Here is a 23033-nt window from a genome sequence, read left to right on the forward strand (position 1 = left end):
TTAGGCCTTGAACTCGCCCAGGCGGCGGATGACGGCGCCGAGCAGGCGGAGCATATTCTGATAGTCGTTCTCGTCGGCGATGCCCACGGGTGAATGGATGTAACGCACCGGCAGGGAAACGGTCAGCACCCGGGTACCGGCGCGGGCGCGCTGAACCACGGAGGATTCCGTTCCGCCGGTGATCGAGCGCTTGTACTGGTAGGGGATCCCCTCGTCCTCGGCCACGCCGCGGACGAAGTCCAGCCAGGCCCGGTCGGCGATGTGGGAGCGGTCGAGGATCGAAAGGGCCGGACCGGCGCCCAGCTCCGTCGAGGGCGGCTCGTCGCGGCCGCGCCAGTCGCCGGGCACGTCGCCGGCCGTCGTGCCCTCGCAGGCGATGAACACGTCGGGCCGCAGGGTGTAACCGGCCACGCGGCCGCCGCGGACGCCGATCTCCTCCTGGGTGGTGAAGGCCCCGAAGAAGGGGGTGCCGTCGACGCCGTCGGGATGGCTCTTGAGCAGTTCGGCGATCACGGCGCAGCCCGCCCGGTCGTCGAAGCACTTGCCGAAGTAGCGTCCGTTCTGGGCGAAGAAACGGGTGTCGAAGTGGATCGGATCACCGACGTTGACCAGCTTCTCGGCCTCGTCCTTCTTCGAGCAACCGACGTCGATGAACAGGGCGTCGTGCTTGATGATCTTGTTGAACTCCTCGCGGCTCTTGTGCAGGTGGGGGCTCTTGAGGCCCACCACGCCGGGGATGCGCTTGTCGCCCCGGCCGACGACGACACGCTTCGAGGCCAGCACCCGATCGTCGATGCCGCCCAGCTTCTCGAACTTGAGCGCTCCCGAGGAGGTGAGCTCGGTGACGCACATCCCGACCTCGTCCATGTGAGCCGAGAGCAACAGCCGCGGTCCGGCGAAAGCCGCCGGATCGCCGACCTTGCACAGCAGATTGCCCAGGGCGTCGACCCGGTGATCGGTCAGCGCGCCCTCCAGCTCCGCCAGCAGCAGCTCGCGGACCTCGTCCTCGTAACCCGAGGTGCCGTGAACGTTGCTCAGTTTCTCCAGCAGCATCCTTACCCCCTACCAGTCGACCGGTCGGAAGACCGGCAGGTCGCGGCTGTCGGCGGCGGCGATGATCAGCCGGCCGACGGCCTTGATGTCGTCGAGGTTGACCGTCTCGACGGTGGAGTGCATGTAGCGCAGGGGGATGCCCAGGTTGGCCGTCGGCACGCCCCCGGCGCTGACCTCGATCGTCGAGCCGTCGGTGCCGTAGGGGCTGTGCCAGAAGATCTTCTGCTTGGTGACGCCGCTCTCCCCGGCGGCGCGCTCCAGCGCCTCGACCAGCTTGGGATGGTTGTTGAGGCCGAAGGTGACGGCCACCCCCTGGCCCAGCTCGATGGAGTCCTTCTCCGGCACCCCCTCGTGGCGGCCCTGGTCGACATCGATGACCAGCACGGCGTCGGGGCGGTTGGCGTAGGTGAAACCGGCGGCCCCCAGCCCCGTCCACTCCTCCTGGACGCCGGCTACAGCGACGAGGTCGTGGAAGTGGCGACGGCGTTGGGCCAGCCGCAGGGCCCAGGTCACCGCGGCCACGGCGCTGCGGTCGTCGCAGGCGGCCACGGCGCGGACGGCGCCGTCCAGCCTGGTGTAGTCGCTGGGAAAGCTGACCGGATCGCCGACGGCGACCTTGTCCCGAACCTCGGCTTCGGGGAGGCCGAGATCGAGGAAAAGGTCATCCCAGCCCACGACCTGCTTGCGCTCATCCGGGGACTGCAGGTGGGGCGGGGTGGCGCCGACGACGCCACGCAGGGTCTCGCTGCCGTGGACGGTCAGGACCTGCCCCGGCAGGATGCGTTTATCTACGCCGCCGACCATCTGCAGGCGCAGAAAGCCGCCGGTCTCGATACGGTAGACCTCCAGGCCGATCTGGTCCAGATGGGCCACGGCGGCCAGCTTGAGCCGCTCGCCGTCGGGACCGTCGCCGCGCTTGACTCCGATGACGTTGCCCACGCGGTCCGTGGTCAACTCATCGACCAGGGGCTCCCAGAGTTCGCGGACCACCTCGGCGGCGGGGCCTTCGGTGCCGGTGAGACCGGCGACGCCGGTCAGGCGTTCCAGCAGCTCATCCAAGTCTGTTCCACCTTTCAAGCCGTCTTGTCGCGATTGTCAAAGGGGTCTAAGTTTAGGCCATCGACGGCCTCCGGGTCAAGGGAGAGGGTGTGGCGGGCCCCGACGCACGCTACCACTGCCAACGGGCCATCCGAGGTACGGCGCACGCATTCCCGATGGACGCCCTGGAACAGATGGCCGGCGCACCGTTGGTGAGCTTGCAAACGATGGCGTCGGTTTCCGCGCAGAGGCCTGCAATGGCGATAACAACGCTGATGCATCGGTTGATCGATGCTATCGCCGCCAACGGGTGATGGGTGGATGATGGCTCGAAGTTTCGTCAACGTGTGATTACCGTTCCCGCTTGGCGCGATCCAGTTATTAGGTCGTATCCGCAGGTTCGGTTGGATTGCTGGGACTGTGGATCATGGTTTTCGTTGGAAAAGGGGACTCGTTCGCTTGTTTATTAATGTATGTCGGTTTCATGTTGGACTTTCGCGTGCACCGATAACTATCAGTAGGCCGGTTACCTTGAGAACGTCAAACCTGCTTGCGGTGATTTATACGCAGGGACGCTCATCCTGTCTAGCTTCATATGCAGCATTGAATTGGTATAGGCTAGCAAAATGATGAAATCCAAAAATATAATTGCAAAACTGTTCGATAATATGTTATAAGTGTAAAGTCGAGTTCAAGCCCCAACTATCAAACTCTACGGTTTAAACCAACTGTTTAAGCGGATAAGTAAAGATTTGCCTACCAACAGGAAGGATCGATCATGACGCCTCAAGACAAACTGGTCAAGGCCCGCAAGAAGGCCCGTCAGGCTCGGGAGAACCGCTCGGCCAAAGAATCCAAGTTCCTCAACAAGTTCGATGTCCCCGACGAAAAGAAGCAGGAGCTCGAGGCCCCCGACGAGAAGTACTACCTCACCCCGCGGGGCATCGCCGAGAACCTGGGCATCTCCTACCAGGTCGTGATGAAGCACCTGCACCTGGCCGCCGAGACAGAGGGCCAGGAAGGCCTGCGCCACCGCCGTAAGGGACCGCGCTACGTCGTCAGCGAGGAGGACTTCGAGGACTGGTACGACAAGTACATCGCCGGTTAAGCGAGAACAAGTGTTGGTTGCAGGCCCCCGCTTCAACGGGGGCCTGCTGTCAAGGGGCCTGCTGTCAAGGGGCCTGCTGTCAAGACGATGGACTCGTATTAACAGGTTGCGGCTCGATTCGACCGGCCAGTAAAGGAGCGCCCCGCGGCGCTCCTCGTCTTTGAACCCGGCGCTCGTCCGCCGGACTCAATACTGGGTCAGGTCGAAGTACAGCGGCTCGCCGGTGCCCACGTTATAGTTGTTGACGTAGACGATCGGCGTCACCGCCAGGTTGTGGAAGCCCGGCGCCATGTTCAAAGCCCAGTAGGGAATATAGAGCGCCAGGTCCTCGAAGTAGATGTCGTTGCCCTCGACGATGAACTGCTCGGTGTAGACGGCCACCTGGCCGTAAATGTCGGCGTAGTATTGGGAGTTGGCGTACAGCGGCTGGCCGTTGGCGAAGGTGAACTGCAGCACTACCTGGCCCACGCCGCCGTAGCAGTTGGAGAGCTCGCCGTCGAGATAGACGACCATGCCGAAACCGTCCGGGGTCTCGACGTCGTACTCGACCCAGGTGGTGTCGACTTCGGCGTAGGGGTAATCGGCGGGGGCGTAGATGTCCGGATCGTAGGAATCGACGTAGTAGTCCGTGGGATCAGCCTCCGGGCTGTCCTCCACCTGGTAGGGGCCCTTGCCGTCGTCGTAGGGATCGTACTCGATCTCGTCGGGACCGTCGTAGGTCACGTCGTCGGGAACGCTGATGATCAGGTCCTGGCAGACATAGCCCTCGACGACGATCTGCTTCATCGCCTCGTAGGAGATCCAGCCGCAGCCGTTGTCGCCCCAGCCCGTGCCCCAGGAATTGAAGATCTTGAAGGCCCCGCGGGCATCATCGTAACCGATGGCCACCACGGCGTGGCCCCCCGTCGAATAGCCCGAGTAGCTGGAGTAAATCTCGCCGGGTCCCAGGTATTCCAAGGCGTTGTCGACCATGATGCCCAGCATCACCGGGAAACCGCTGGAGATCTGAGCCTTCATCTCGACGGTGTCCATCACGTTGACCCGCCGCCAGGTGGCGATGCGGTAGGGGTTGGCCCGGCTGCGCTCGTTGTGCGTCGGCATGGTCGAGCAGTCCCACTGGTTGTAACCGAACTCCGACAACGGCAGGGCACCCTGCTCGGTCAGGACGTTGAAGGCGTCGATATAGCTGGCGCCGCCCATCCGGTTGCCCGGAGGATAGGCGATCTGGTTATAGACATAGGCCGGTGAGAACCGGTGATCGTCGTCCTCGATGTTCCAGCCGCGCTCCACCCCCTCCTGATAAGTCTTGACGCCGTAAGCCGCCGCCCAGCCGACACAGGAGGACTGCTCGCCCTGATCGCCCGGGGAGGGGAAGTAACGTCGCAGGTCGGCCGACGAGGGCACCTCGCCCATCAACGGCGGACTGGCCAGGGGGATCGAACGGTAGCGGTCCTCCTCGGCGAACACCAGCCCCGTCGAGCGCTGGGCCGCCAGGGGACTCAGCGTCCCGAGGGCCAAAACCAACACCAATGCCGTGTAAACGAAACGCCTGTGCATGGCATAAACCTCCGTTAAACCTGCGGGACCCGGCTCGGGAGCTCTACCACCCGGGTCGGCGCAGCCGCTGGTTGCCGTGGTGGATGCTTACTACCATTTTAGCCCAACTCGGTGCCGTTGTCAGGTGGCTTGACCAAAACCACAAACGCCTCGACGGCGGCGGGAGGCCGTTGATAGCGATACCGAGGTCTGCGGCCGCCGCAGACCCCCGGCCGGAACTGGCACGGTTTTTGCATCTCGGCGACCGTTAATGACGATGATAACGGTCGGCCTCCGCAAAAACCGTGCCAGTTCCGGCCGGGGGTCGTGGTTTTTCGGGGGTTGGCGGGTTTTCAGCGGCCTCCCGCCGCCGGTTCGTCAACGTCCCGCGAGGTTTAGAAGAACAGCCGACTGATGTCGGAGTAGACGGCGAGGATGAACAGGCCGCCGATCAGCAGGATGCCGAGGTAGGCGAAGCCGCGCTGGACGGCGGGCGGTGTGGGGCGTCGGCGGATCATCTCGCCGATGAGCAGGGTCAGGTGGCCGCCGTCGAGGGGGAAGACGGGCAGCAGGTTGAAGATGGCCAAGAGGACGGATAGGGTGGCGACAAAGCGCAGGAAGGCGGAGATGCCTTGTTGGGCGATCCGGCCCGAGGCGTAGGCGATGGTCAGGATCGAGCCCAGGTTCTGCTTGACGGGCAGTCGGTTGGTCAGCAGCAGGGAGATGCCGCGGTAGGTGCTCTGGAGTTGACCGTAGGTTTCGCCGGCGGCGAGGGCCAGGCCGTCGAAGGGTCCGGGGTGGATCTCGCGCACCCGGCCGCCGAGGATGAACAGGGCTTCTTCGGCCAGCACCCGGGTTTCGATCTGCAGGTTGAAGGCCTCACCGTTTTCATGGATACGCAACAGCACGGTCTCGGCGTCGTTGTCGACGGCGGCGGCCAACTCGGCGCGGAAGTCTTGCAGGGTGGTGACGCCGACGCCGTCGACGGCGGAGATGCGCTGGCCCTCGCGGAAGCCCAGTTCCCGGGCGTACTCCCCGGTTTCGGCGATCGTGGTCTCGATGTGCGGGGCGACGCCGATCTGGCCGTATCCCAGTTCGGGGTTGGTGTAGGGAGTCAGTTGGAGTTCGCGGTGCTGGCCGCCGCGCTCGACGGTCATGCTGAAGGAGCCGCCGGAGTGCATCATCACCTGTTCGGTGAACTCTTTCCAGCTCGCCACGGGTTCGTCCTCGACGGCCAGGACGCGATCGCCGGGTTCGAGACCGGCCAGGGCGGCCGGTGAGCTTTGGCCCTCGGGTAGCTCGGCGACGACCTGGCCGATGACTGGCTCATAGTAGACCTCTTCGTAGCCGATCCAGTTGACGACGCTGAAGATAAACAGGGCCAGAACGAGGTTGGCGACGGGCCCGGCCAGGTAGACCAGCAGGCGGTGGGAGCGGGGGTGGCTGAGCAGGTGGTGGGGTTCGGACTGCAGGGGGTCCTGGATGTTGTCGCCGGCCAGGCGGACGTAGCCTCCCAGGGGGACCAGGGAGAGCCGGTAGTCGGTGTTGCCGCGCTGGAGGCCGAAGAGCCGCTTGCCGAAACCGACGCTGTAGGTGTCGACGCCGATGCCCAGGGCGCGGGCGACCCACATGTGACCGGCCTCGTGGAACAGCACCACGGGGAAGAAGGCCAGCAGGAAGTAGATGATCGACTCGAAGATGGTTTCCACGGGCGACCTCGTCAGCGGTTGTCGAGTTCGGTCAGCAGACGGCGGGCGGTCGCTCGGCCGCGATCCAGGGCCGTGCGGACCTCGTCGAGGGAACGGTAATCCGGGGCGCCGAGTTCGTCCAGCACCCGTTCCAGGATGACCGGGATCCCGGTGAAGGGCAGGCGGCCTTCGAGGAAGGCGGCCACGGCGACCTCGTCGGCCGCAGAGATATGGGCGGGGGCCAGGCCGCCGGCCTCCCAGGCCCGCCGGGCCAGGCCCAGGCAGGGGAAGCGCACCTCGTCGGGGGGTTCGAAGTCCAGCCGGCCGACCATTGACAGGTCGAGCTTCGGAGCGGGGCCGGGCCGGCGCTGCGGAGACGTCAGCGCGTACTGGATCGGCAACAGCATGTCCGGGGCGCCGAGCTGGGCGACGACGGAGCCGTCGACGTACTCGACCAGGCTGTGGACCACGCTCTGAGGATGGACGACGACGTCGACACGCTCGACGTCGAAGAGCCAGTGGGCCTCGATCAGCTCCAGGCCTTTATTGAATAGGGTGGCGGAGTCGATGGTGATCTTGGCGCCCATCGACCAGTTGGGATGCTCGAGGGCTTCGCCCGGGGTGACGTCACCCAGCTTTTCGCGTTCGCGGAAGGGCCCGCCCGAGGCGGTCAGGATCAGTCGCTCGACATCACCGACACCGCGTTCGCCCAGGCACTGCCAGATGGCCGAGTGCTCGGAGTCGACGGGCAGTAGTCGGACGTTGAATTCCGCCGCGGCCGTGGTGAACAGCTTACCGGCGGCGACGAGGACTTCCTTGTTGGCCAGGGCGATGTCCTTGCCGGCGGCCATGGCGGCGTGGACGGCCTCGAGTCCCACGGAACCGGAGCTGGCGGCGACGAAGGTGTCGGCGCCCTCCAGTTCGGCCAGGTCCAGCAGCCCCCGGGGTCCGGCGGCGACCTCCGTCGGCGCATCGAGCTCGCGCAGCTTCAGCCGCAGCCGCTCGGCGGCCTCGACATCGTAGAGCGCGGCCAGCAGCGGCCGGAATTCCTCGATCTGGGCCAGGACCTCGTCGACCTCGTCCAGGGCGCCGACGCCGACCACGGGCAGCTCCAGCTCCCGGGCCACGCGCAGGGTGTTGGTGCCGATCGAGCCCGTCGAGCCGAGGATCGCCAGGGAGCGCATCCGTTTCCTTCCGTTCAGGTGTTGTAGATTATCATGAGATATCGAGCGCTTAATCGAAGCCCACGCGGTAGAGGAAGATGACCACCTGTTCGACGGCGGCGAGGTAGAGCAGGGTCGCGGGGGCGGCGACGAGGAAGCTGTCCAGGCGGTCGAGGACGCCGCCGTGGCCGGGTATCAGCCTGCCGGTATCGTCGAGACCGGCGCGGCGCTTGAGGGCCGAGATCAGCAGGTCGCCGACCAGGGCGAAGGCGGCGACGACGAGGCCGAAACCGATAGCCACGCCGTCGCCCAGGGCGGTGTCGAGCAGCCAGCGGTCGAGGGCCCAGGCGGCGCCGGCGGCGAAGAACAAACCAAAGATCAACCCGGCGACGGTCTTCTTGGGGCTCAGCTCCGGGGTCAGCTTGCGCCGGCCCAGGAGTTTGCCGAAGATGTAGGCGGCGGTGTCCGCCGTCCAGAGGGCGGCCAGGAAGAGCAACAGCCGCTGTCCGCCGGACACCCCGCGGCCGAGCAGAAAGGCGGCGCCCAGTCCTAAGCCTACGTGGAGGGCGGCCAGGCTGGTTCCCAGGGGCCGGCCGCCCGCCGCGGGCTTGACCAGCAGCACCACTGGGGTGGTGACGATCAGCGCCCCCAGGGTGCCCAGGGCCAACCCGCCGAGGTCCCGGGCCCAGGCGCCGCCGATGATCAGCACGGCGCCAACGACGGCGGCCCCCCGGTACGGCCGCCAGGGCACGGGCAGCAGCCCGGCGTACTCGTTGACAGACAGCACGGCCAAGGCGATCAGCAGGCCCAGCCAGGGCCACCAGGCGCCCCACCAGGCCGCCGCCACGAAGACCCCGGCCCACAACAGGCCGAAGATGCCCCGCAGCAGCAGCTTGATCCCGCTCCGCCGCTTGTTGTCCGTCTCAACCATCGCTTCGTCGATAACCTCTGGGGCGCACAGAGCCGCTCGGCTTGCTCGTCAACGTCTACCGCGCCGCGGCGCTGCAACCGGTACGGCATTTGAGCTAACTGCCACAGCGCGGCGGACATAGGCAAGGACCCCGGCGGGGTCCATGATAGCATTCCCGAGGTGTGAAGGGAAAAGGCCACCTCGAGCCGCGGGGCTCAATAGCCCAGGTCGAGTTCGACGAGCACCGCGCCGTCGGGCTGGACGACCATCGTCACCTGGTAGGCCGACGAATCCTCGATGTACTCGCCCCGGGATTCGACGCATGAGCCGTCGGGGCGGCGGTAGCTGATCCAGACCAGGCTCTCGCCCTCGACGCCCTCGAGGTCGACTGCGGTGCGTCCGCCGTCGGTCAGCTCGCCCAGGGTGAACTCGTGCCCCTCCTCGAGGTGGGCGGTCAGGTCCTCGACGGTCTCCCGGCTCTGGTTGATCACCGTCAGCGTGGCCCCGGCGTAGCCGTCGCCGGCGTCGGTCAACAGGTAGACCAGCACGGCGCCGGCGCAGGTCACCAGCAGGATGGTGATTATCCGTTTCAGCCGCGCGCTATCCATCATCCTCCCCCTGCAGTTGATCGCCCAGACGGCCGAAGCGCCGCTCCCGCCCGGCGTAGGCCGCCAGGGCCTTGTAGAGCTCCTCGCGGGAGAAGTCGGGCCAGTAGGCTTCCGTTACATAGATCTCGGCGTAGGCGATCTGCCAGAGCAGGAAGTCCGACACCCGCAGCTCCCCCGAGGTGCGCACCAGCAGATCGACGTTGGGTTGCCCAGCCGTGTAGAGGCGGCGTTCGATCAGCCCCTCGGTTATCGGCTGCTCGTCGATCACCCCGTCGGCCATGTCGCGGCGCAGGGCGTTGACGGCGTCGCAGATCTCGGCCCGGCCGCCGTAGCTGACCGCCAGGTTGAGGTTCAGCCCGCTGTTGGCCGCCGTGGTGATCTCGTCCTCGCGCACCGCGTCCATGACGAACTCCGGCAGCAGCTCCCGCCGTCCCAACACCCGGAAGCGGATGTTGGAGTCCATCATCTCCTCCAGCTCACTCTTCAGAAATTTTACTAAGAGCCGCATTAGCGTGTTGACTTCGCTCTTCGGCCGGTTCCAGTTGTCCAGGCTGAAGGCGTAGAGTGTCAGCGACTCCAGCAGCAGGTCGCCGCAGGCGCGGACGATGTCCTTGGCCCGCTCCATCCCCCGGCGGTGGCCGAAGACCCGGGGCCGTTTACGCTTGGCCGCCCAGCGGCCGTTGCCGTCCATGATGATCGCCAGGTGGCGCGGCAGCCTGGCGAAGCTCGGCACCTCCGGCTTCTCGGCGTGGGGGTCGAAGCTGTGTTTTTTCCGTAGCGGCATGGGGCGGGGGTTTGTCCGTTCCGGGTGCGCCGGGTGGGGTTGGCGGGGGCTTTGGCAGTATAGCCCCGCCCCCGGGGGCTGTCAAGGCGGGGTGGGCGGGATTGATGACTATCGCCTGTCGACAAATAAGTCAAACATATTGATATTGGAGATTGTTGTTACAACCGAGACGTCAGGAGGCTGTAAATGGGATCTGGATACGATTACTACATCTCCTGCTGCTCATACAGCAGCGGACACATCAGTAGCGCCGGGGTGCATGAGAACCTGCATGGATCGTTGGGAAGCAAGGTCATCCGTTCGAGGTCTTGGATTGTTGGCAGGATTAAGGCAATGTACTCCTTCTGCACCATCGTCAGAACGGCGGGGAGGTGGCGCAAGGGTGCCAAGGTCAATGTCATCACCGTCGGGGGTAATCTGTATCTGAGAACGGACGCTAACCGGACAAAGCGTGACAATCTCGGCGAGTTGCCCGAGTGCTGACCCCCGGCCGGTTCAAGGTCTGATTAAACCGCAGCCCGCGCGCTGCGGTTTGTCATTGTGCGACTGAGGGGCTATACTGGTGTAATTGACCCTTACGAACTTGCTGCGAAATCCAGAGCGATGAAACCGAACACCCGCCCCCGTTGAATGGTCGTCGGCGACGTCGATCCTGCCGTCACCGGCGAGCCGGAGTTCAGCGAACGCGTGACAGTGACTTGTTTACCCAACCGGACCCGAGGAGGTCGATGATGAAACGTTTACTGGTGCTATTCCTTTCCATCCTGCTGCTGACCTTCGTTCTGACGGGCTGTGACAGTGCGACAGACGGCGACGGCGACGGTGGTGGTGACGGCGGCGGCGACGGTGGCGACGATCCCGGCGAGCTGGGCTGGGCCTTCGATATCGCCGACGGCGTCAGCGAGGTCGAAGACCTGTTGATCATCCTCGGCGGCTACATCGACGGCGACGGCGAGCTCGACGATCAGATGGGCACGTGGACCTTCATCTTCGGCGACGTCGACGGCTCTCAGGACCAGGTCTATCAGGTAACGGTCTTCCCCGACGGTTCCCACGGCGCCGAGTGGGTCGAGGCCGGCGACTTCGATCCCTTCTGGACGGCGATCCCCGAGTACCGCAGCGCCGCCGACTGGGTCGCCAAGGCCGACGACGCCGTTTCCGGAACGACCTTCGACAGCCGGACCCTGATGGTAGAGTACGACGGCCTCGGCGAGTTCACCGCCGCCGACAACATCTGCTGGGTGGTTTACCTCAATACCGACTACCAGCCCGTGGCCATGGTCATCCTGGACGCCGACGACGACGACGTGCTGGATACGTTCATCTATTAGGTTCGTTCGGCGCGCTTGCCGAAGTTCTTTGTAGTTCTTTGATGTTCTTTGACGTTCTTTGACGTTCTTTGTTGATTTCCAACCCGGGCCCTCGCGGCCCGGGTTTTACTTACCTTGCGCACCTTCCAGCGGCCTTTTGACTTCCCCAGCGGGGAACGTTACAATCTGAGCGGATAAAACAACTAAAAACCCGATCCCGCGAGGAGAAGAATCCGGGCGATGTTCCGCACCTTCCACCACAACGCCCGCACCCCCCACGGCCAGGCCTTCCGCCGCCTGCGCCTGCTCGTCCTTTTCTCCGACTCCGAACCTCCCGTTTCAGCATAGGCCCCTGACGGGGTCTCCCTTTACCCAACCGGCCCCCGGCCGGACGGTTTGCAGAGCCAAAAAAACAACCACGGGCCGCACGGCCCAAACGCTGGAGAAACAACGATGGAGAAGAAAAAGGTCCTGATCATGGGAGCCGCCGGTCGCGACTTCCATAACTTCAACACCTACTTCCGCAACAACAAGGAATTCGAGGTCGTGGCCTTCACCGCCACCCAGATCCCCGACATCGACGGGCGCAAGTACCCCGCCGAGCTGGCCGGTGAGCTCTACCCCAACGGCGTACCGATCTACGACGAGTGCGAGCTGGTCAACCTGATCGAGAAGAACGACATCCACACCGTGGTCTTCTCCTACTCCGACGTGCCCCACGAGTACGTCATGCACAAGGCCTCGATCGTCAACGCCGCCGGAGCCAACTTCGCCCTGCTGGGCGGTCCCGCGGTGACCATCGAAGCGGGCAAGCCGCTGATCAGCGTCTGCGCCGTGCGCACCGGCTGCGGCAAGAGCCAGACCTCGCGCAAGGTCATCGACACCCTGCTCAAGGCCGACAAGCAGGTCGTCGCCATCCGCCACCCCATGCCCTACGGCGATCTGGTCAAGCAGAAGGTCCAGCGCTTCGCCGAGTTGGCCGATCTCGACAAGCACAACTGCACCATCGAGGAGATGGAGGAGTACGAGCCCCACATCGCCGCCGGCAACGTCATCTACGCCGGGGTCGACTACGGCGCCATCCTGGCCGAGGCCGAGCAGGAGGCCGACATCATCCTCTGGGACGGCGGCAACAACGATACTCCCTTCTACAAGAGCGACCTGCACATCGTCGTCGTCGATCCCTTCCGCGCCGGTCACGAGCTGGCCTACTACCCCGGCGAGACCAACCTGCGGATGGCCGACGTGATCGTCGTCAACAAGCTCGGCGCCGTCGATCCCGACGAGCTGGCCTACCTGCGCGAGAACATCCGCTGCGTCAACCCCGAGGCCGTGGTCATCGAGGCCGCCAGCCCGCTGACCGTCGAGAGCCCGGAGAACATCACCGGCAAGCGCGTGCTGTGCATCGAGGACGGTCCGACGCTGACCCACGGCGAGATGACCTTCGGCGCCGCCGTGGCCGCCGCCGAGAAGTTCGGCGCCGGCAGCCTGGTCGACCCGCGCCGCTGGGCTGTAGACAGCATCGCCGAGACCTTCGAGAAGTACCCGGAGATCGGCGTCCTGCTGCCCGCCATGGGCTACGGCTCCCAGCAGATCAAGGACCTGGAGAAGACCATCAACGCCATGGTCGCCGACGGCGCCATCGACAGCGTGGTCATCGGCACCCCGATCGATCTCAACCGCATCGTCGAGATCAACTGCCCGACCAGCCGGGTCAAGTACGAGCTGCAGGAGATCGGCCATCCCGACCTGGCCGACGTCCTGTCGCAGAAGGGTTTCATGTAGCAACCGCTCGTTGAGGGCCGGTGAAGCGGTCTTGTGATCACCGTCCTTCTTGGACGAAGGGTCATGTTGAGCAGGCCTTCAGCCCTTCGTTGACGACGGGGAGTCTGTCTGATGATCCCCGCCCCCGTTTCGAGTGAAGGGCCATAGTACGTTGCCCTTCGTCGAATACGGTACTTCCCGCGCGAGGGGACGGTCCGCCCGGACCGTCCCCGTTTTTCATGCTTGAAACAGGTCGCGCACCCTCGGCAGAAGAGAGCGAGCCGGGGAAGCCCGCTCAGAGCGCCGTGAGCACACCCGGGAAGATACCCGACCAAAAAACTCGAAAAATAAGCCACAATGTGATTGCCGTCACATTAATCGACAACAACAGCGGCTATTAATGTAGGTGATGCAGATGAGAAGGGGTCTCAACAAAAGCGCGATCGGTTGATCAAACGACGTTAGGCCCCATAACTTAAGGAGTTACGATGAAGAAGCTCGCCTACATCTCCCTGTTCGTCCTGCTGCTGGCCTCCCTGGGCGCGGCCCAGATCAGTGACAGTCCCAATTCGCCCCGCGAGGGCATCATCCCCGATCTGGGGCCCGGCGAGATCCTCATTCCCCGTTACGACCCGGGGAACAAAACTGAACCCCTACCGCCCAACGGTCTGCCCATGAACGCCCTGAACCCGGACGGCTACGTCGGACCCGACGATGTCAAGAATCGAGTCAACCCGACCGGCGGCTCAGCCCTGGACAGCCTGGAACAGAACCCGTCCGAGGCCGTCAACCCGCTCTACGGTATCGCTCCCTACGAGCCCCCGCGCTGGGAGCCCAAGGACCGCTTGAACCCGGAGCGCGGCGACGACTCCTTCGAACCCAAGGACCGCTTGAACCCTCAAGCTCGGTAGGCTCGACCAGCGGCAGACCGGGCTCGCGAAGGACTGTTAACAGTCGACAAACCGCATATTAACGTTGGGACAATCCGGCGGCCCATGGGTCGCCGGGTTGTCGATTACGCCGACGGGGTCGAATGTTGTATACTTGATACTCAACCTACAACACACGGGAGGTCATCAATGATCAAGCGCGGCAACCTGATCCCCCTGGGCACCATCGCCCTGGGCATGAGTACCCTGATGCTCGGTCTCTACCTGACGAACCTGTTCCAGACCTACGGCGGACTGGAATCGTTGTTGCCCATCGGGTTGAACATGGGCGGCCTGGCCCAGGTGCTGATCGGCATCTTATGCTACTTCCGCGGCAGTACCCGCGAGGCGACGGCCTTCCTCGCCGTGGGTCTGTTCTGGTTCGGTTACGGCTTCGTCGGTCTGGGCTCGTTATTTGGTGAGGGCGGCGCCCTGATCGGCTTCTTCTACCTGCTGTGGCTGGTCCTCGTCGGCAGCTTAGCCCTGATCTACTGGAAGCGCGGCAGCCATATCCGCGCCGCGGGTTACGCCGGACTGGCCCTGTGCTTCTTCTTCCAGGCCCTGGCCCACTGGACCACCCTGGGGCTGCTGTCGATCAGCGGCGGGGTGATGGCCGTGCTGGGCGGTCTGCCCCTGCTCCATCTCGGGCTGAAGTCCTTCATCGACAAGGCCGTAGCGGAGCCGGAACTGGAAGACGAGGTCTAACGGAAAACCCGCTGCGGATCCAGACGAACCGGCCGTAACCTCCGGCCTTCTATGTGACAGCTAAGGCCGCCGCCGCTTACGTTTCCGCTTGATCGAAGAAAGGAAAACCCATGCGCGCTAGCATCATCGTCATCTGCTGCCTGTCCGTCATGCCCGGCCTGGCTGATCAGGGTGCCAGTCAGATCCACCTCGACGACGGCGGCGGCCTGATCGAATACTGGGACACCACGAGCCTGACCTCGCCCGGCGTCAACGACCAATGGAGCGGTCGACCCCTCGACGGCGATGTTCTCTGGCACTACCACATCCCCGACGGCGGCGGCGGGCAGCGCAACACCTGCGCCTTCGGAAACGATTACGACCACGTCCTCTCGGGCGGCTGGTTCCTGGGCTTCAAGCTGTTCGCCACCCTGGGCGACGGGCAGCCCGTCTGGGAGTGGTACGAGGAGGGCTCCGAGGGTCACCGCGGCGGCTTCGCTCCCGTCGGCGCCGAGAGCGCCGACATCTTCTACGGCGTCTGGTACAACAACTTCGACACCAGCTTGTTCCGCATTTACCGCTTCGACTCGCAGACCGCCGGTCCGCTGTGGACCTACGACGCCTCCGCCGCCGGTTACACCACCGAGAACATGTGGAGCAATGATCTGCGGCTGGACTGCACCCCCGATGGCTCTCTGCTGGCCGTGGGGGTCAAGCATGACGGCCATCCGGCGGTGCTCTTCTTCGGTCCCGACTCCTCCACGCCCCTGGGCGTCTGGGAGGACACCGGCAACGCTTTCGGACCCTCCAAGGTCCGGTTGAGCGACGACGGCTCCGTCGTCGTGCTGCGTGCCGGAACAACCTTCTACCGCGTCGACGTCGCCACCGCCGCCACGGTCGCCTCCTGGAGTGCGGGCAGCAACGAGGGCTGGGCCGTCAGCACCGACGCCTCGCTGATGGGCTACGCCAACGCCCCGTTGACCGTGGTGGAGTGGAACGCCGGTGCCGGCGAATACCAGCAGCTCTGGCAGTACCAACACCCCGGCAGCCCCACCCATTATGTCGGCACCATGGCCTTCAGCGACGATAACGCCGAGCTGGCCGTCGGCTGGTGGGAGTTCGACATGTATAACATGCTGCAGTGCTTCTTCACCCACCATCAGGTGGCCGGCGACGGCCAACCCGATTGGGAGTACGCCACCCCGCGGGGTACCGACAGCGAATATCAGGACCGTCCCGTCAGCTGCAGCCTCTCCGCCGACGGCCGGTTGATCGCTTTCGGAACCTGGGGCAACGCCGACCAGACTCATGACGAGGTGCTGGTCTTCGACAACGAGAACCCGACGGAGCCCTACTACGGCCTCGATCACCTCGGTTCCTGCGAGCACGTTGAGCTCTCCGCCGACGGCCTGCTGCTGACCTCGGCGGGCAAGACCGTCCACGTCAACGAGATGGGCTCCGGCGGCGACGTCTACGCCGCCGAGTTGGACCCCCTTGTCGGCGTCGGTGACGGCGTCCTGAGCGCCGAGGGCCTCGAGGACGGCGTCCTGCTCGACTGGACCTCGGCGGTCGGCGGCCGGGCGACGGTCCTGCGCGACGGCGCCGTTGTGGCCGCCGGCCTGACCTCGAGCGCCTGGCTGGACCGCGACGCCGCCCCCGGCCGGACCCACCGCTACACGGTGCGCCTGCAAACGCCCGACGGCGAACTCCTCCTCCTGGGCCCCGTCGAGGTTTTCTACGATGCCGGTACCGCGAACCGGTCCGCGCTGGACCTGCCGCATCCCTGCCCCTGCGATACGGCTTGCGTGGTCGAGGTCGAGCTGTCCAGCGCCAGCCTAGCCGAACTGGTCCTATACGATCTGGCCGGTCGCCGGATCCAAGTAATCCATTGCGGTGTGCTGGCTCCCGGGCGACACGATTTCACCTTGCAGACCTCGTCACTGTCCGAAGGCCTCTATCTCCTGCGGTTGACCGTCGCAGGCGAGGTTCAGAACCGCCGCTTGATCGTGGCCCGCTAGCGACCAGGGGTCGCAGACTCTTGATAAAACCGGGATCCTCTCGATCCCGGTTTTGTTATGCCGATCGTTAAACAACATTGAGCTCTCTCAGCTATTACTGGCCGCCGGGAAGCGCTGAACAGGAACACGCAATTTCGATCACCCGACTTGGGGTGCGATTGTGTTCACGCTGGTATCGACACAGCAGGAACTCTTTCCTTTGACGTGGGATCTGTCGATATACCGGAACGGTTTTGCGATAACCCGAGACGGGTAACAGGCATCACCGTCGAGAATAAAAAGTGACAATAGCGACAGGTGCGCCCATGGCGACGAGGGATACTGATAAGCTGCTCGGTGAAAGGCAAGAAAGACACAGCTCTGCCAAAGTGTGTTTCACAACCGAAGCCTGTGATACAGGTTTTTACGGGAAGTTAAGGAGCAGGGGAATGGGAAAGGGAATCGCTCTAACAAACGGCAGGTTGATGCCGTCGGCCCAGGGTGGACTGGCTTGCTATGACGCAATGACGCTGGTCCGGGCGCGGATCGCCCGTATGCTGCGGGCCCGGCGGGGAGAGCTGGAATCTCATCCCGATTGGGGCAATCCGTTGCTGGAGCGTCTCTCCGCTCCGACAGACCGTGAGACTATGGTCGCCTGGACCGACGAGTTGCGTCGGCTTGTGGGCGGAGATCCTGCTGTACGCGAAGTCATGGACCTAACCATCAAACGTCTCGGCAACCGCAGTTGGTTTATCAACATCGTTTTCATTCCCCATGATCTAAGCGAACAGCAGATGGAGATTATGCTCGTCTAGATGCTTCACGGGCGGTAGAAGAAAGGACGGCAGGAATGCTATATACCGACAGTGAACTGCTAACACGAATTATCGAATACTACAGGGCCCGTTGTCCCCAACTAGACGATTACACTCCGGGCGAGGTCATGCTTGGGCTGGCCGAAGGCGATCGCGACGTCGCGGCGGACCTGCTCTACCAGGCTGAAAAGCAGCTCAATCGCTGCATGATCGACACCGCGAAAGGCGACGATCTGGACGTACTGCTAACCGGTTACGGCTTTTCAAGGCCTGCACCGGCCAAAGCGCACGGCGTAGTCACTATTTCTACACCTTCCCTAAGCAGCGATACGATCGTCGGTACGACGATCACCATCCCCAAGGGTACCAAGCTGGGGTTGGGCAGCTTTAATTACACTTCGAATGTGGTCTTCGAAACCGATTACGACGTTGATTACACCTACGGGGACACCTCCACAACAGATGTCGACATTACGGCTGTGGAACCCGGATCCCGCGGCAATGTTAATGCTAATACGATTACACGTATTCTAAATAACGAGAGCTGGGCGGTCAAGGTGACGAATCCCTCACCGACCAGCGGTGGGCACGACGATTGGTCCGATAGTGAGTACAGACGCCTCTTCCGCGCCTGGTTGGCCTCGATGGGCAAGACGACCAAGACCGCCGTCGAGGGCCGAGCCCTGCTGGTGCCCGGTGTCTACAACGCCCAGTTGGCAGAGAACGTTACGAGCAACGAGGAGACTGTCACCGAACTCAAGGGTAATAACGTCCTGTTTATTTGGAACGGTACAGATCAAACAGCTGACGAGGCATTGGAAATCCGGGTCCGTGAGGTGTTGGTCGACGATTACCGTGGTATTGGCACCACCCTAACCGTCAAGCACGCAACTCCTGTAGCCGTGGACTTGACGATTGAAAGACTTACGATCAAGCAGGGTTACAGCAACAACAAGATCAAGAATGACGTCTCAGTCGCTCTGCAACGCTATATCAGGAGCTTGGCACCCTCGCAGAATGTCAGCAAGGCCAAGGCCGTCCAGCATGCAATGCAGGTGCCGGGCGTTAAGGAAATTCAATTCAATGATAGTGAAGCTATTGAAGAAATCAACATCGGATGTGTCGCCCTGCCCGGGGACGTGACCTTTACCAACATCGATCGCGCGGGGGGTGAGTCGTCGTGAACAGGGAGCAGATACGAGAGCGATTGTTGGGTGAGTTGCCGCTGGAACTCGACGTCGACGATCCTCTCACCGGCGGCTTCATTGAGGCTAGAGTCGACCGGTTGCTGGAGGTTGCTGAACGCATCGACGAGCAGGTTTATCTGCCGACCTTCGGCCGTTCCTCTGACTGGTATCTGAGTAGGATCGCCCATTCCCTGGGTATTCAGCGCCGCCACGCTGAGAATGATCATTGGTTGAGACAGCGGGTGTTGCGGATAGTTTTCGGGCGTCATCAGGGCACCCGCTTGGGCGTCGAGGAAGCACTCGCTGATCTGCTGGTCAAGCAGGCGATCATTGTGGAATGGATACGTGATCACCTTTTCCTCGACGCCGAGCGCAGTTTTCTGGGAGGTCCGAAGAACTGGCTCTGTTCTAGAGCCACGATGGGATTGAGCTTCCGAGTCCGCGTCCGACCGCCGATGCTCTGTCTGAAGCAATATGCTCCCTATATCCATCGCACGAAAACGTATATCAGTCCAACCCATACCAAACAGGCTTTCCTCGGGGAATGCTATCTATTTGACGACGAACGGGCCGATTACTCGACGCCGCTGTGGTTGATCTGGTGGCTGGTCGACCGCCTGCGGATGGCAGGAACAACCTTCGAAATGGAGATACTCTGATGGACAAGATCAACTTTACCGACCGACAGGAGCTGACGCTGGCAGACGCCACCTCTATTTTCGATCTAGTGGAAAATGAGTTCTGTCGTGTGCTGCGGGAGTACTTCAGCGAGACTGACGTCGTAATCAAGGGCTTTGAGGTTGCGACCACCATCCCCCCCGCGATGGCCGTCAAGGTCAAAGTGGATGACGATGCGATCATCGGCACTGACACCACGGGCTGGGCCGTCGGGATAGATCCGGCGACCTCCAAACCCGTCCGGCTGACCGCTGACACCACCGCCGCCATCAGTGAGGCCGATGCCTCCAGCGCCCGTGTCGACCTGGTCTGTATTCGCCGTATGACAACGGCGGCCGAACCCGAAGAGCGTTTCTTCTGGGATCCGGAGAACGAGATCATCGATAGTTCCTCGGTCTACACTCGTCTGCTCGACGATTGCGAAATCCATATCTTCGAGGGTGAACTGGGCGGATCGGCGCCGATTCTCGACGATTCGTCCAATCCGATCAGCGATAACTGGCTCAAGCTTGCCGAGGTTGAAGTGGGTGCAGGAGTCACTCAGATCGACAGCAGCAGCATCACCGATGTGCGCAACCTGTACGCTGGTCCGTACGTGAACGAAGACTTCGTCAGCGACAATGTCAAGGACTTCTCTCTGGAGCACGACAAGTTCGAAGGGGTGCGTCGGATTCTGACCGATCTGGATACAACCTACAGCGAGCTATGGAGCACGGACACCAAGGATTGGCTTGACCGGATCGTCCTGGTCTATATGGCTCATCAACCGATGGCCACCATAAACGAAATCACCTCGCTGATCAACCTGTCGAATGTGTCGACCTCGTACAGCTTGGGATCAATCAGCGGCGACACGGCATATATCCGTGTCAACCCCAGCGGCAGGCTGGAGTTCAAGCTTGATTCCAGTTCGTTCGCTAATATCTTCATCCGCGTCGAGGACGGCGGATCCAACAGTTAGGAGCGGTCAAGTGAGCGGTTTACGTTTCGAGATCGAGTGGGGTACCCGGTTGACCTCGGTGGCCATGCTGGTTGGGGTGTTCATCGGCTGCGCGGTGGCCACGGCCCTTGAATGGCTGCCGCCCGACGTGCTCAACTGGGGCTGGGGGGCTCTAGGTACGGCCGTCGCCGCCTTTGTCACGGCCAGGGGCCTGGAAAAACGCAGTCGCATCAGCCGCGTAGGCGGTGAACAAGAATGAGCTGGAATCCCGAAGGGCCAAGGGACCTCGATATCCGGGTCGTGCCCACCCGAGACGCCCATTTCGATCCCAAGCGTCGAATCAAAGGGGTTGTCATCCATTACACCGCCGGCGGCTTTGAGGGTTCCTTGGCCTGGCTGACGCGGCCCGACGCAATTCCGGTTAGTTGCCACTATTTGATCGCTCGCGATGGACGTGTCGTTCAACTGTGCCGGATCGGCCACGTCGCATATCACGCCGGCCGATCCTGGGGCGAAGACAATCCCAACCGTTGGAGCGTGGGCTGCGAGCTTGTGGCTACCTCTAGTGACGGTTACACTTTCACGACCGAACAATATGACGTGCTCAGCCGTTTGCTGGCTTGGCTGTACGACACGCAGCATCTGTGCTTCGCGTACCCGGACGGCGATCCTGCTGGATACCGAGAGCGTGCCTACTGGCACGGTATCTTCCGCGGTGATGGTTTCTGCATTGGCCACAGCGCCGTCAACCCGGGAAAGCCCGACCCGGGGCCCAATTTCAACTGGAAGGCGCTGGCCGATCTGGTGGCCTCGTAGTCATGAGGTCGAGACCAGACGAGTCGTCTTGAGATGACACAAAAGACCAAACTTTGGCTGTTAGGCAGCGTGTTTCTGGCTCTGATCGGGGTCTTGCTGCTGCTGGTGTTTCACTGGCGCGCCACAGCCCTGGAGGCCCAGGCACGCAACGGCGCCCTGGTTGTCGACGCTTTACGCGCTAAAAGTCGTCTGACGACTGTCATAGACAATATCATGAATCTTCAGGTAGATAATATAGAGCTTCGTCGATCCCTGAACAAACGCCGGGCTGAGATCGAGCGTTTGGTCCAAGTCGAGGTCGGCACCGTGCCAATGTCTTACACCGCCGTCCCAGCTGAACCTGAAGGAGAAACCGAACCACCGGCCGCATTCAGTGGCAGCTGGACAGCCGCCGGTGATCACTGGCGGGCACGCTTCAGTTATCCACCGCCGACCTTCGATATCGAACTGCTTCGACGCCATGCCGAGCTGGAAATCGTTTGGGATGATCAGGATATTGTGGGTGTGGCAACCGAGGCCGATTGGCTGATAATCGACGACGTGCACGGGTTGAGAAGAAGACAACCGGATAGCGACTGGTCCCTGGGAGCCACGCTGCGTTATCCAGAAACCGCTGTTGGGGCCCATCTTGACTGGAAGTGGCTGACCTTCGGCGTTGATTACTCTTTCGATGAGCAGAAGCCGGTATTGCGCATGGGAGTGGAGTTCGACCTATGATCATCGAAGCCCGGAAACAAGGATGGTTCGTCAATGCGGATCATCGATGGTTGTCCGTTCCGGCTAACCTGGCTACGCGTTGGCTGTACGGCTCGGTCCGGGCCGAAGATGAAATCATACGATATCTGGACCCCAACGGAGGAACCGATGATGAGGCGTGAGGCTTGCCCCTTGTGCGGTGCCGGGCTCGAGATGAGTGAATTGTTGCTCAAGACCGCCAAGGGTTATCCACTTCACCAGTGTTGTCGCTGCGGCCTCGTCTTCGGTGTAGAACTGCTGGACGAGGAAGAGCTCGACGGTATTTATGATGAGGAGTATGCGGAACATTATTGCAAACCGGCGCTGATACAGCAAAACCGTCATTACGCGGAACAGTTCTTTGCCGACCGACCCAGGGGTGACCTGCTCGAAATTGGATGTGGTACGGGTAGCATGCTCAAGCGTCTGCACGAGTTGGGCTTCAATGTCGAGGGACTTGAACTATCTAAGGCCATGGCTGCCCATGTCGCTGAACTGCCGCTCATACGGGGATCTATCGAAAGGCTCGAATTGAGTACATATTACGGCTGCTACGACTACGTCGTCATGTTCCATGTGCTCGAACACCTATATGATCCGGTTGCCACCGTCGCAAAGGTGTTTAAGTTGTTGCGTCAAGGTGGATTATGGTTTAATTATATGCCCTATATCACCAAAGCGCTGCGCTCTCGCCAGAGCCATATCTCTAAATGGATTCACTTCAATCCCGCCGACCATCGCGAGCACATTAACTTTTTCGATGAGTTGACGATTATCCACCTGGCGGAAAAGGGAGGGTTTAAAGTTGAGCTACTTGACTCCGCGGCCGATGACTTCTGGATTTGGGCGCGTAAATGACGAACTGTGATAATGATATAAGTTTGATGATACGCGCTTAATGCCATAGGCCCCCACAATCCGGGCGGGTACCCGAGACAACTGTTTCCTGAAGCGACTACTATGGATGAGTCCCCCTCCTTCGAGCCGGGGTCTCAATTTGTCTTTATTCTGGACTGTTGGCGGTTCCAGACTTCACTCTCATTGATCGAGTTCGCTTACAAGTCGAGCCCAAGATGCCGGTCGTTGCGGTTTTATCGTCGACAATAGTCTTGTCGATAGATTTCCGCTGTGCTAATCTCCGCGGGTGGGCCGGAGCATTCGTCTTGCCAGCCATAGTCCAGTCATAGTAAAGCTCAAGCCAAAGGAGAGGCGTCATGCGCTGTTTCATCAAGCTGTTGGTCGTGGTGGTGCTGCTGTCGGCTTCTCTCGTCGCGGCCGAGGAGACCATCG

Annotated in this window: 23 protein-coding genes; 15 read left to right on the forward strand and 8 right to left on the reverse strand. The window is 62.2% G+C overall.

The annotated features are described in order from the left end of the window. Together GF399_03820 and GF399_03825 are read right to left on the reverse strand one after the other, a co-directional pair. Positions 1–1053 (reverse strand): M42 family peptidase, encoded by a 1053-nt coding sequence (locus GF399_03820; GenBank protein MBD3399441.1) that lies wholly within the window; start codon positions 1051–1053, stop codon positions 1–3. A gap of 9 nt (positions 1054–1062) precedes the next feature. Next, complete coding sequence (locus GF399_03825) at positions 1063–2130, reverse strand: M20/M25/M40 family metallo-hydrolase (protein ID MBD3399442.1); 1068 nt, start codon at positions 2128–2130, stop codon at positions 1063–1065. A 739-nt stretch (positions 2131–2869) separates the two neighbouring features. Between GF399_03825 and GF399_03830 the strand changes: the two genes are divergently transcribed. After that, positions 2870–3199 carry a hypothetical protein gene (locus GF399_03830; GenBank protein MBD3399443.1) on the forward strand — a complete coding sequence of 110 codons (330 nt, stop codon included), beginning with the start codon at positions 2870–2872 and terminating at the stop codon, positions 3197–3199. A gap of 186 nt (positions 3200–3385) precedes the next feature. On the opposite strand, the gene GF399_03835 is transcribed toward GF399_03830, so the two are convergent. The 6 genes from GF399_03835 to GF399_03860 all read right to left on the reverse strand — a co-directional run bounded on the left by GF399_03835 (position 3386) and on the right by GF399_03860 (position 9888). Then, on the reverse strand, positions 3386–4756 hold the full coding sequence (locus tag GF399_03835; protein MBD3399444.1) for a hypothetical protein: 1371 nt from the start codon (positions 4754–4756) through the stop codon (positions 3386–3388). A gap of 374 nt (positions 4757–5130) precedes the next feature. Next, positions 5131–6459 (reverse strand): RIP metalloprotease RseP, encoded by a 1329-nt coding sequence (rseP, locus tag GF399_03840; protein ID MBD3399445.1) that lies wholly within the window; start codon positions 6457–6459, stop codon positions 5131–5133. Then, positions 6456–7607 carry a 1-deoxy-D-xylulose-5-phosphate reductoisomerase gene (locus tag GF399_03845; GenBank protein ID MBD3399446.1) on the reverse strand — a complete coding sequence of 384 codons (1152 nt, stop codon included), beginning with the start codon at positions 7605–7607 and terminating at the stop codon, positions 6456–6458. The genes rseP and GF399_03845 overlap by 4 nt, the downstream gene beginning before the upstream one ends. A gap of 49 nt (positions 7608–7656) precedes the next feature. Continuing rightward, positions 7657–8517: a hypothetical protein gene (locus tag GF399_03850; GenBank protein ID MBD3399447.1), complete on the reverse strand. Its 861-nt coding sequence runs from the start codon at positions 8515–8517 to the stop codon at positions 7657–7659. A 194-nt stretch (positions 8518–8711) separates the two neighbouring features. After that, on the reverse strand, positions 8712–9104 hold the full coding sequence (locus tag GF399_03855) for a hypothetical protein (protein ID MBD3399448.1): 393 nt from the start codon (positions 9102–9104) through the stop codon (positions 8712–8714). Beyond that, positions 9097–9888 carry an isoprenyl transferase gene (locus GF399_03860; GenBank protein MBD3399449.1) on the reverse strand — a complete coding sequence of 264 codons (792 nt, stop codon included), beginning with the start codon at positions 9886–9888 and terminating at the stop codon, positions 9097–9099. Before GF399_03860 ends, GF399_03855 begins: the two co-directional genes overlap by 8 nt. 186 nt (positions 9889–10074) lie before the next feature. On the opposite strand from GF399_03860, the gene GF399_03865 reads away from it, so the two are divergent. From GF399_03865 to GF399_03930, 14 genes are all read left to right on the forward strand, one after another. Continuing rightward, complete coding sequence (locus tag GF399_03865; GenBank protein MBD3399450.1) at positions 10075–10371, forward strand: DUF3892 domain-containing protein; 297 nt, start codon at positions 10075–10077, stop codon at positions 10369–10371. A gap of 248 nt (positions 10372–10619) precedes the next feature. Continuing rightward, the gene (locus tag GF399_03870) at positions 10620–11219 is read left to right on the forward strand and encodes a hypothetical protein (protein MBD3399451.1); all 600 of its coding nucleotides are present in this window, start codon (positions 10620–10622) and stop codon (positions 11217–11219) included. Between the two features lie 432 nt (positions 11220–11651). Next, on the forward strand, positions 11652–12983 hold the full coding sequence (locus GF399_03875; protein MBD3399452.1) for a GTPase: 1332 nt from the start codon (positions 11652–11654) through the stop codon (positions 12981–12983). Positions 12984–13450: 467 nt separating this feature from the next. Continuing rightward, the gene (locus tag GF399_03880; protein ID MBD3399453.1) at positions 13451–13873 is read left to right on the forward strand and encodes a hypothetical protein; all 423 of its coding nucleotides are present in this window, start codon (positions 13451–13453) and stop codon (positions 13871–13873) included. 84 nt (positions 13874–13957) lie between these two features. Then, positions 13958–14596: a hypothetical protein gene (locus GF399_03885; protein ID MBD3399454.1), complete on the forward strand. Its 639-nt coding sequence runs from the start codon at positions 13958–13960 to the stop codon at positions 14594–14596. A 110-nt stretch (positions 14597–14706) separates the two neighbouring features. Next, positions 14707–16593, forward strand: a complete 1887-nt coding sequence (locus tag GF399_03890; GenBank protein MBD3399455.1) for a T9SS type A sorting domain-containing protein — start codon at positions 14707–14709, stop codon at positions 16591–16593. A gap of 428 nt (positions 16594–17021) precedes the next feature. Then, entirely contained in the window at positions 17022–17387 is a 366-nt protein-coding gene (locus GF399_03895) for a hypothetical protein (protein ID MBD3399456.1), read from the forward strand. Positions 17388–17422: 35 nt separating this feature from the next. Continuing rightward, positions 17423–18571, forward strand: coding sequence for a hypothetical protein (locus tag GF399_03900; GenBank protein MBD3399457.1), 1149 nt, complete (start codon positions 17423–17425; stop codon positions 18569–18571). A gap of 26 nt (positions 18572–18597) precedes the next feature. Then, the gene (locus GF399_03905; GenBank protein ID MBD3399458.1) at positions 18598–19233 is read left to right on the forward strand and encodes a hypothetical protein; all 636 of its coding nucleotides are present in this window, start codon (positions 18598–18600) and stop codon (positions 19231–19233) included. Further along, positions 19233–20213 carry a hypothetical protein gene (locus GF399_03910; protein MBD3399459.1) on the forward strand — a complete coding sequence of 327 codons (981 nt, stop codon included), beginning with the start codon at positions 19233–19235 and terminating at the stop codon, positions 20211–20213. Before GF399_03905 ends, GF399_03910 begins: the two co-directional genes overlap by 1 nt. A 10-nt stretch (positions 20214–20223) precedes the next feature. Continuing rightward, positions 20224–20451 (forward strand): hypothetical protein, encoded by a 228-nt coding sequence (locus GF399_03915; protein ID MBD3399460.1) that lies wholly within the window; start codon positions 20224–20226, stop codon positions 20449–20451. Beyond that, complete coding sequence (locus GF399_03920; protein ID MBD3399461.1) at positions 20448–21008, forward strand: hypothetical protein; 561 nt, start codon at positions 20448–20450, stop codon at positions 21006–21008. The genes GF399_03915 and GF399_03920 overlap by 4 nt, the downstream gene beginning before the upstream one ends. A gap of 33 nt (positions 21009–21041) precedes the next feature. Continuing rightward, positions 21042–21725: a hypothetical protein gene (locus GF399_03925; GenBank protein MBD3399462.1), complete on the forward strand. Its 684-nt coding sequence runs from the start codon at positions 21042–21044 to the stop codon at positions 21723–21725. 33 nt (positions 21726–21758) lie between these two features. Continuing rightward, positions 21759–22601 (forward strand): methyltransferase domain-containing protein, encoded by an 843-nt coding sequence (locus tag GF399_03930; protein MBD3399463.1) that lies wholly within the window; start codon positions 21759–21761, stop codon positions 22599–22601. Positions 22602–23033 lie beyond the last annotated feature (432 nt).

This window comes from Candidatus Coatesbacteria bacterium, from assembly GCA_014728225.1.
Classification (GTDB): Bacteria; RBG-13-66-14; RBG-13-66-14; order RBG-13-66-14; family RBG-13-66-14; genus WJLX01.

Coding starts and splice junctions, on each gene's coding strand:
- GF399_03820 (MBD3399441.1), bottom strand. CDS start 1,053: ATGCTGCTGGAGAAACTGAGCAACGTTCACGGCACCTCGGGTTACGAG.
- GF399_03830 (MBD3399443.1), top strand. CDS start 2,870: ATGACGCCTCAAGACAAACTGGTCAAGGCCCGCAAGAAGGCCCGTCAG.
- GF399_03835 (MBD3399444.1), bottom strand. CDS start 4,756: ATGCACAGGCGTTTCGTTTACACGGCATTGGTGTTGGTTTTGGCCCTC.
- GF399_03845 (MBD3399446.1), bottom strand. CDS start 7,607: ATGCGCTCCCTGGCGATCCTCGGCTCGACGGGCTCGATCGGCACCAAC.
- GF399_03850 (MBD3399447.1), bottom strand. CDS start 8,517: ATGGTTGAGACGGACAACAAGCGGCGGAGCGGGATCAAGCTGCTGCTG.
- GF399_03855 (MBD3399448.1), bottom strand. CDS start 9,104: ATGGATAGCGCGCGGCTGAAACGGATAATCACCATCCTGCTGGTGACC.
- GF399_03860 (MBD3399449.1), bottom strand. CDS start 9,888: ATGCCGCTACGGAAAAAACACAGCTTCGACCCCCACGCCGAGAAGCCG.
- GF399_03865 (MBD3399450.1), top strand. CDS start 10,075: ATGGGATCTGGATACGATTACTACATCTCCTGCTGCTCATACAGCAGC.
- GF399_03870 (MBD3399451.1), top strand. CDS start 10,620: ATGAAACGTTTACTGGTGCTATTCCTTTCCATCCTGCTGCTGACCTTC.
- GF399_03875 (MBD3399452.1), top strand. CDS start 11,652: ATGGAGAAGAAAAAGGTCCTGATCATGGGAGCCGCCGGTCGCGACTTC.
- GF399_03880 (MBD3399453.1), top strand. CDS start 13,451: ATGAAGAAGCTCGCCTACATCTCCCTGTTCGTCCTGCTGCTGGCCTCC.
- GF399_03885 (MBD3399454.1), top strand. CDS start 13,958: ATGGGTCGCCGGGTTGTCGATTACGCCGACGGGGTCGAATGTTGTATA.
- GF399_03890 (MBD3399455.1), top strand. CDS start 14,707: ATGCGCGCTAGCATCATCGTCATCTGCTGCCTGTCCGTCATGCCCGGC.
- GF399_03895 (MBD3399456.1), top strand. CDS start 17,022: ATGGGAAAGGGAATCGCTCTAACAAACGGCAGGTTGATGCCGTCGGCC.
- GF399_03900 (MBD3399457.1), top strand. CDS start 17,423: ATGCTATATACCGACAGTGAACTGCTAACACGAATTATCGAATACTAC.
- GF399_03910 (MBD3399459.1), top strand. CDS start 19,233: ATGGACAAGATCAACTTTACCGACCGACAGGAGCTGACGCTGGCAGAC.
- GF399_03920 (MBD3399461.1), top strand. CDS start 20,448: ATGAGCTGGAATCCCGAAGGGCCAAGGGACCTCGATATCCGGGTCGTG.
- GF399_03925 (MBD3399462.1), top strand. CDS start 21,042: ATGACACAAAAGACCAAACTTTGGCTGTTAGGCAGCGTGTTTCTGGCT.
- GF399_03930 (MBD3399463.1), top strand. CDS start 21,759: ATGCGGATCATCGATGGTTGTCCGTTCCGGCTAACCTGGCTACGCGTT.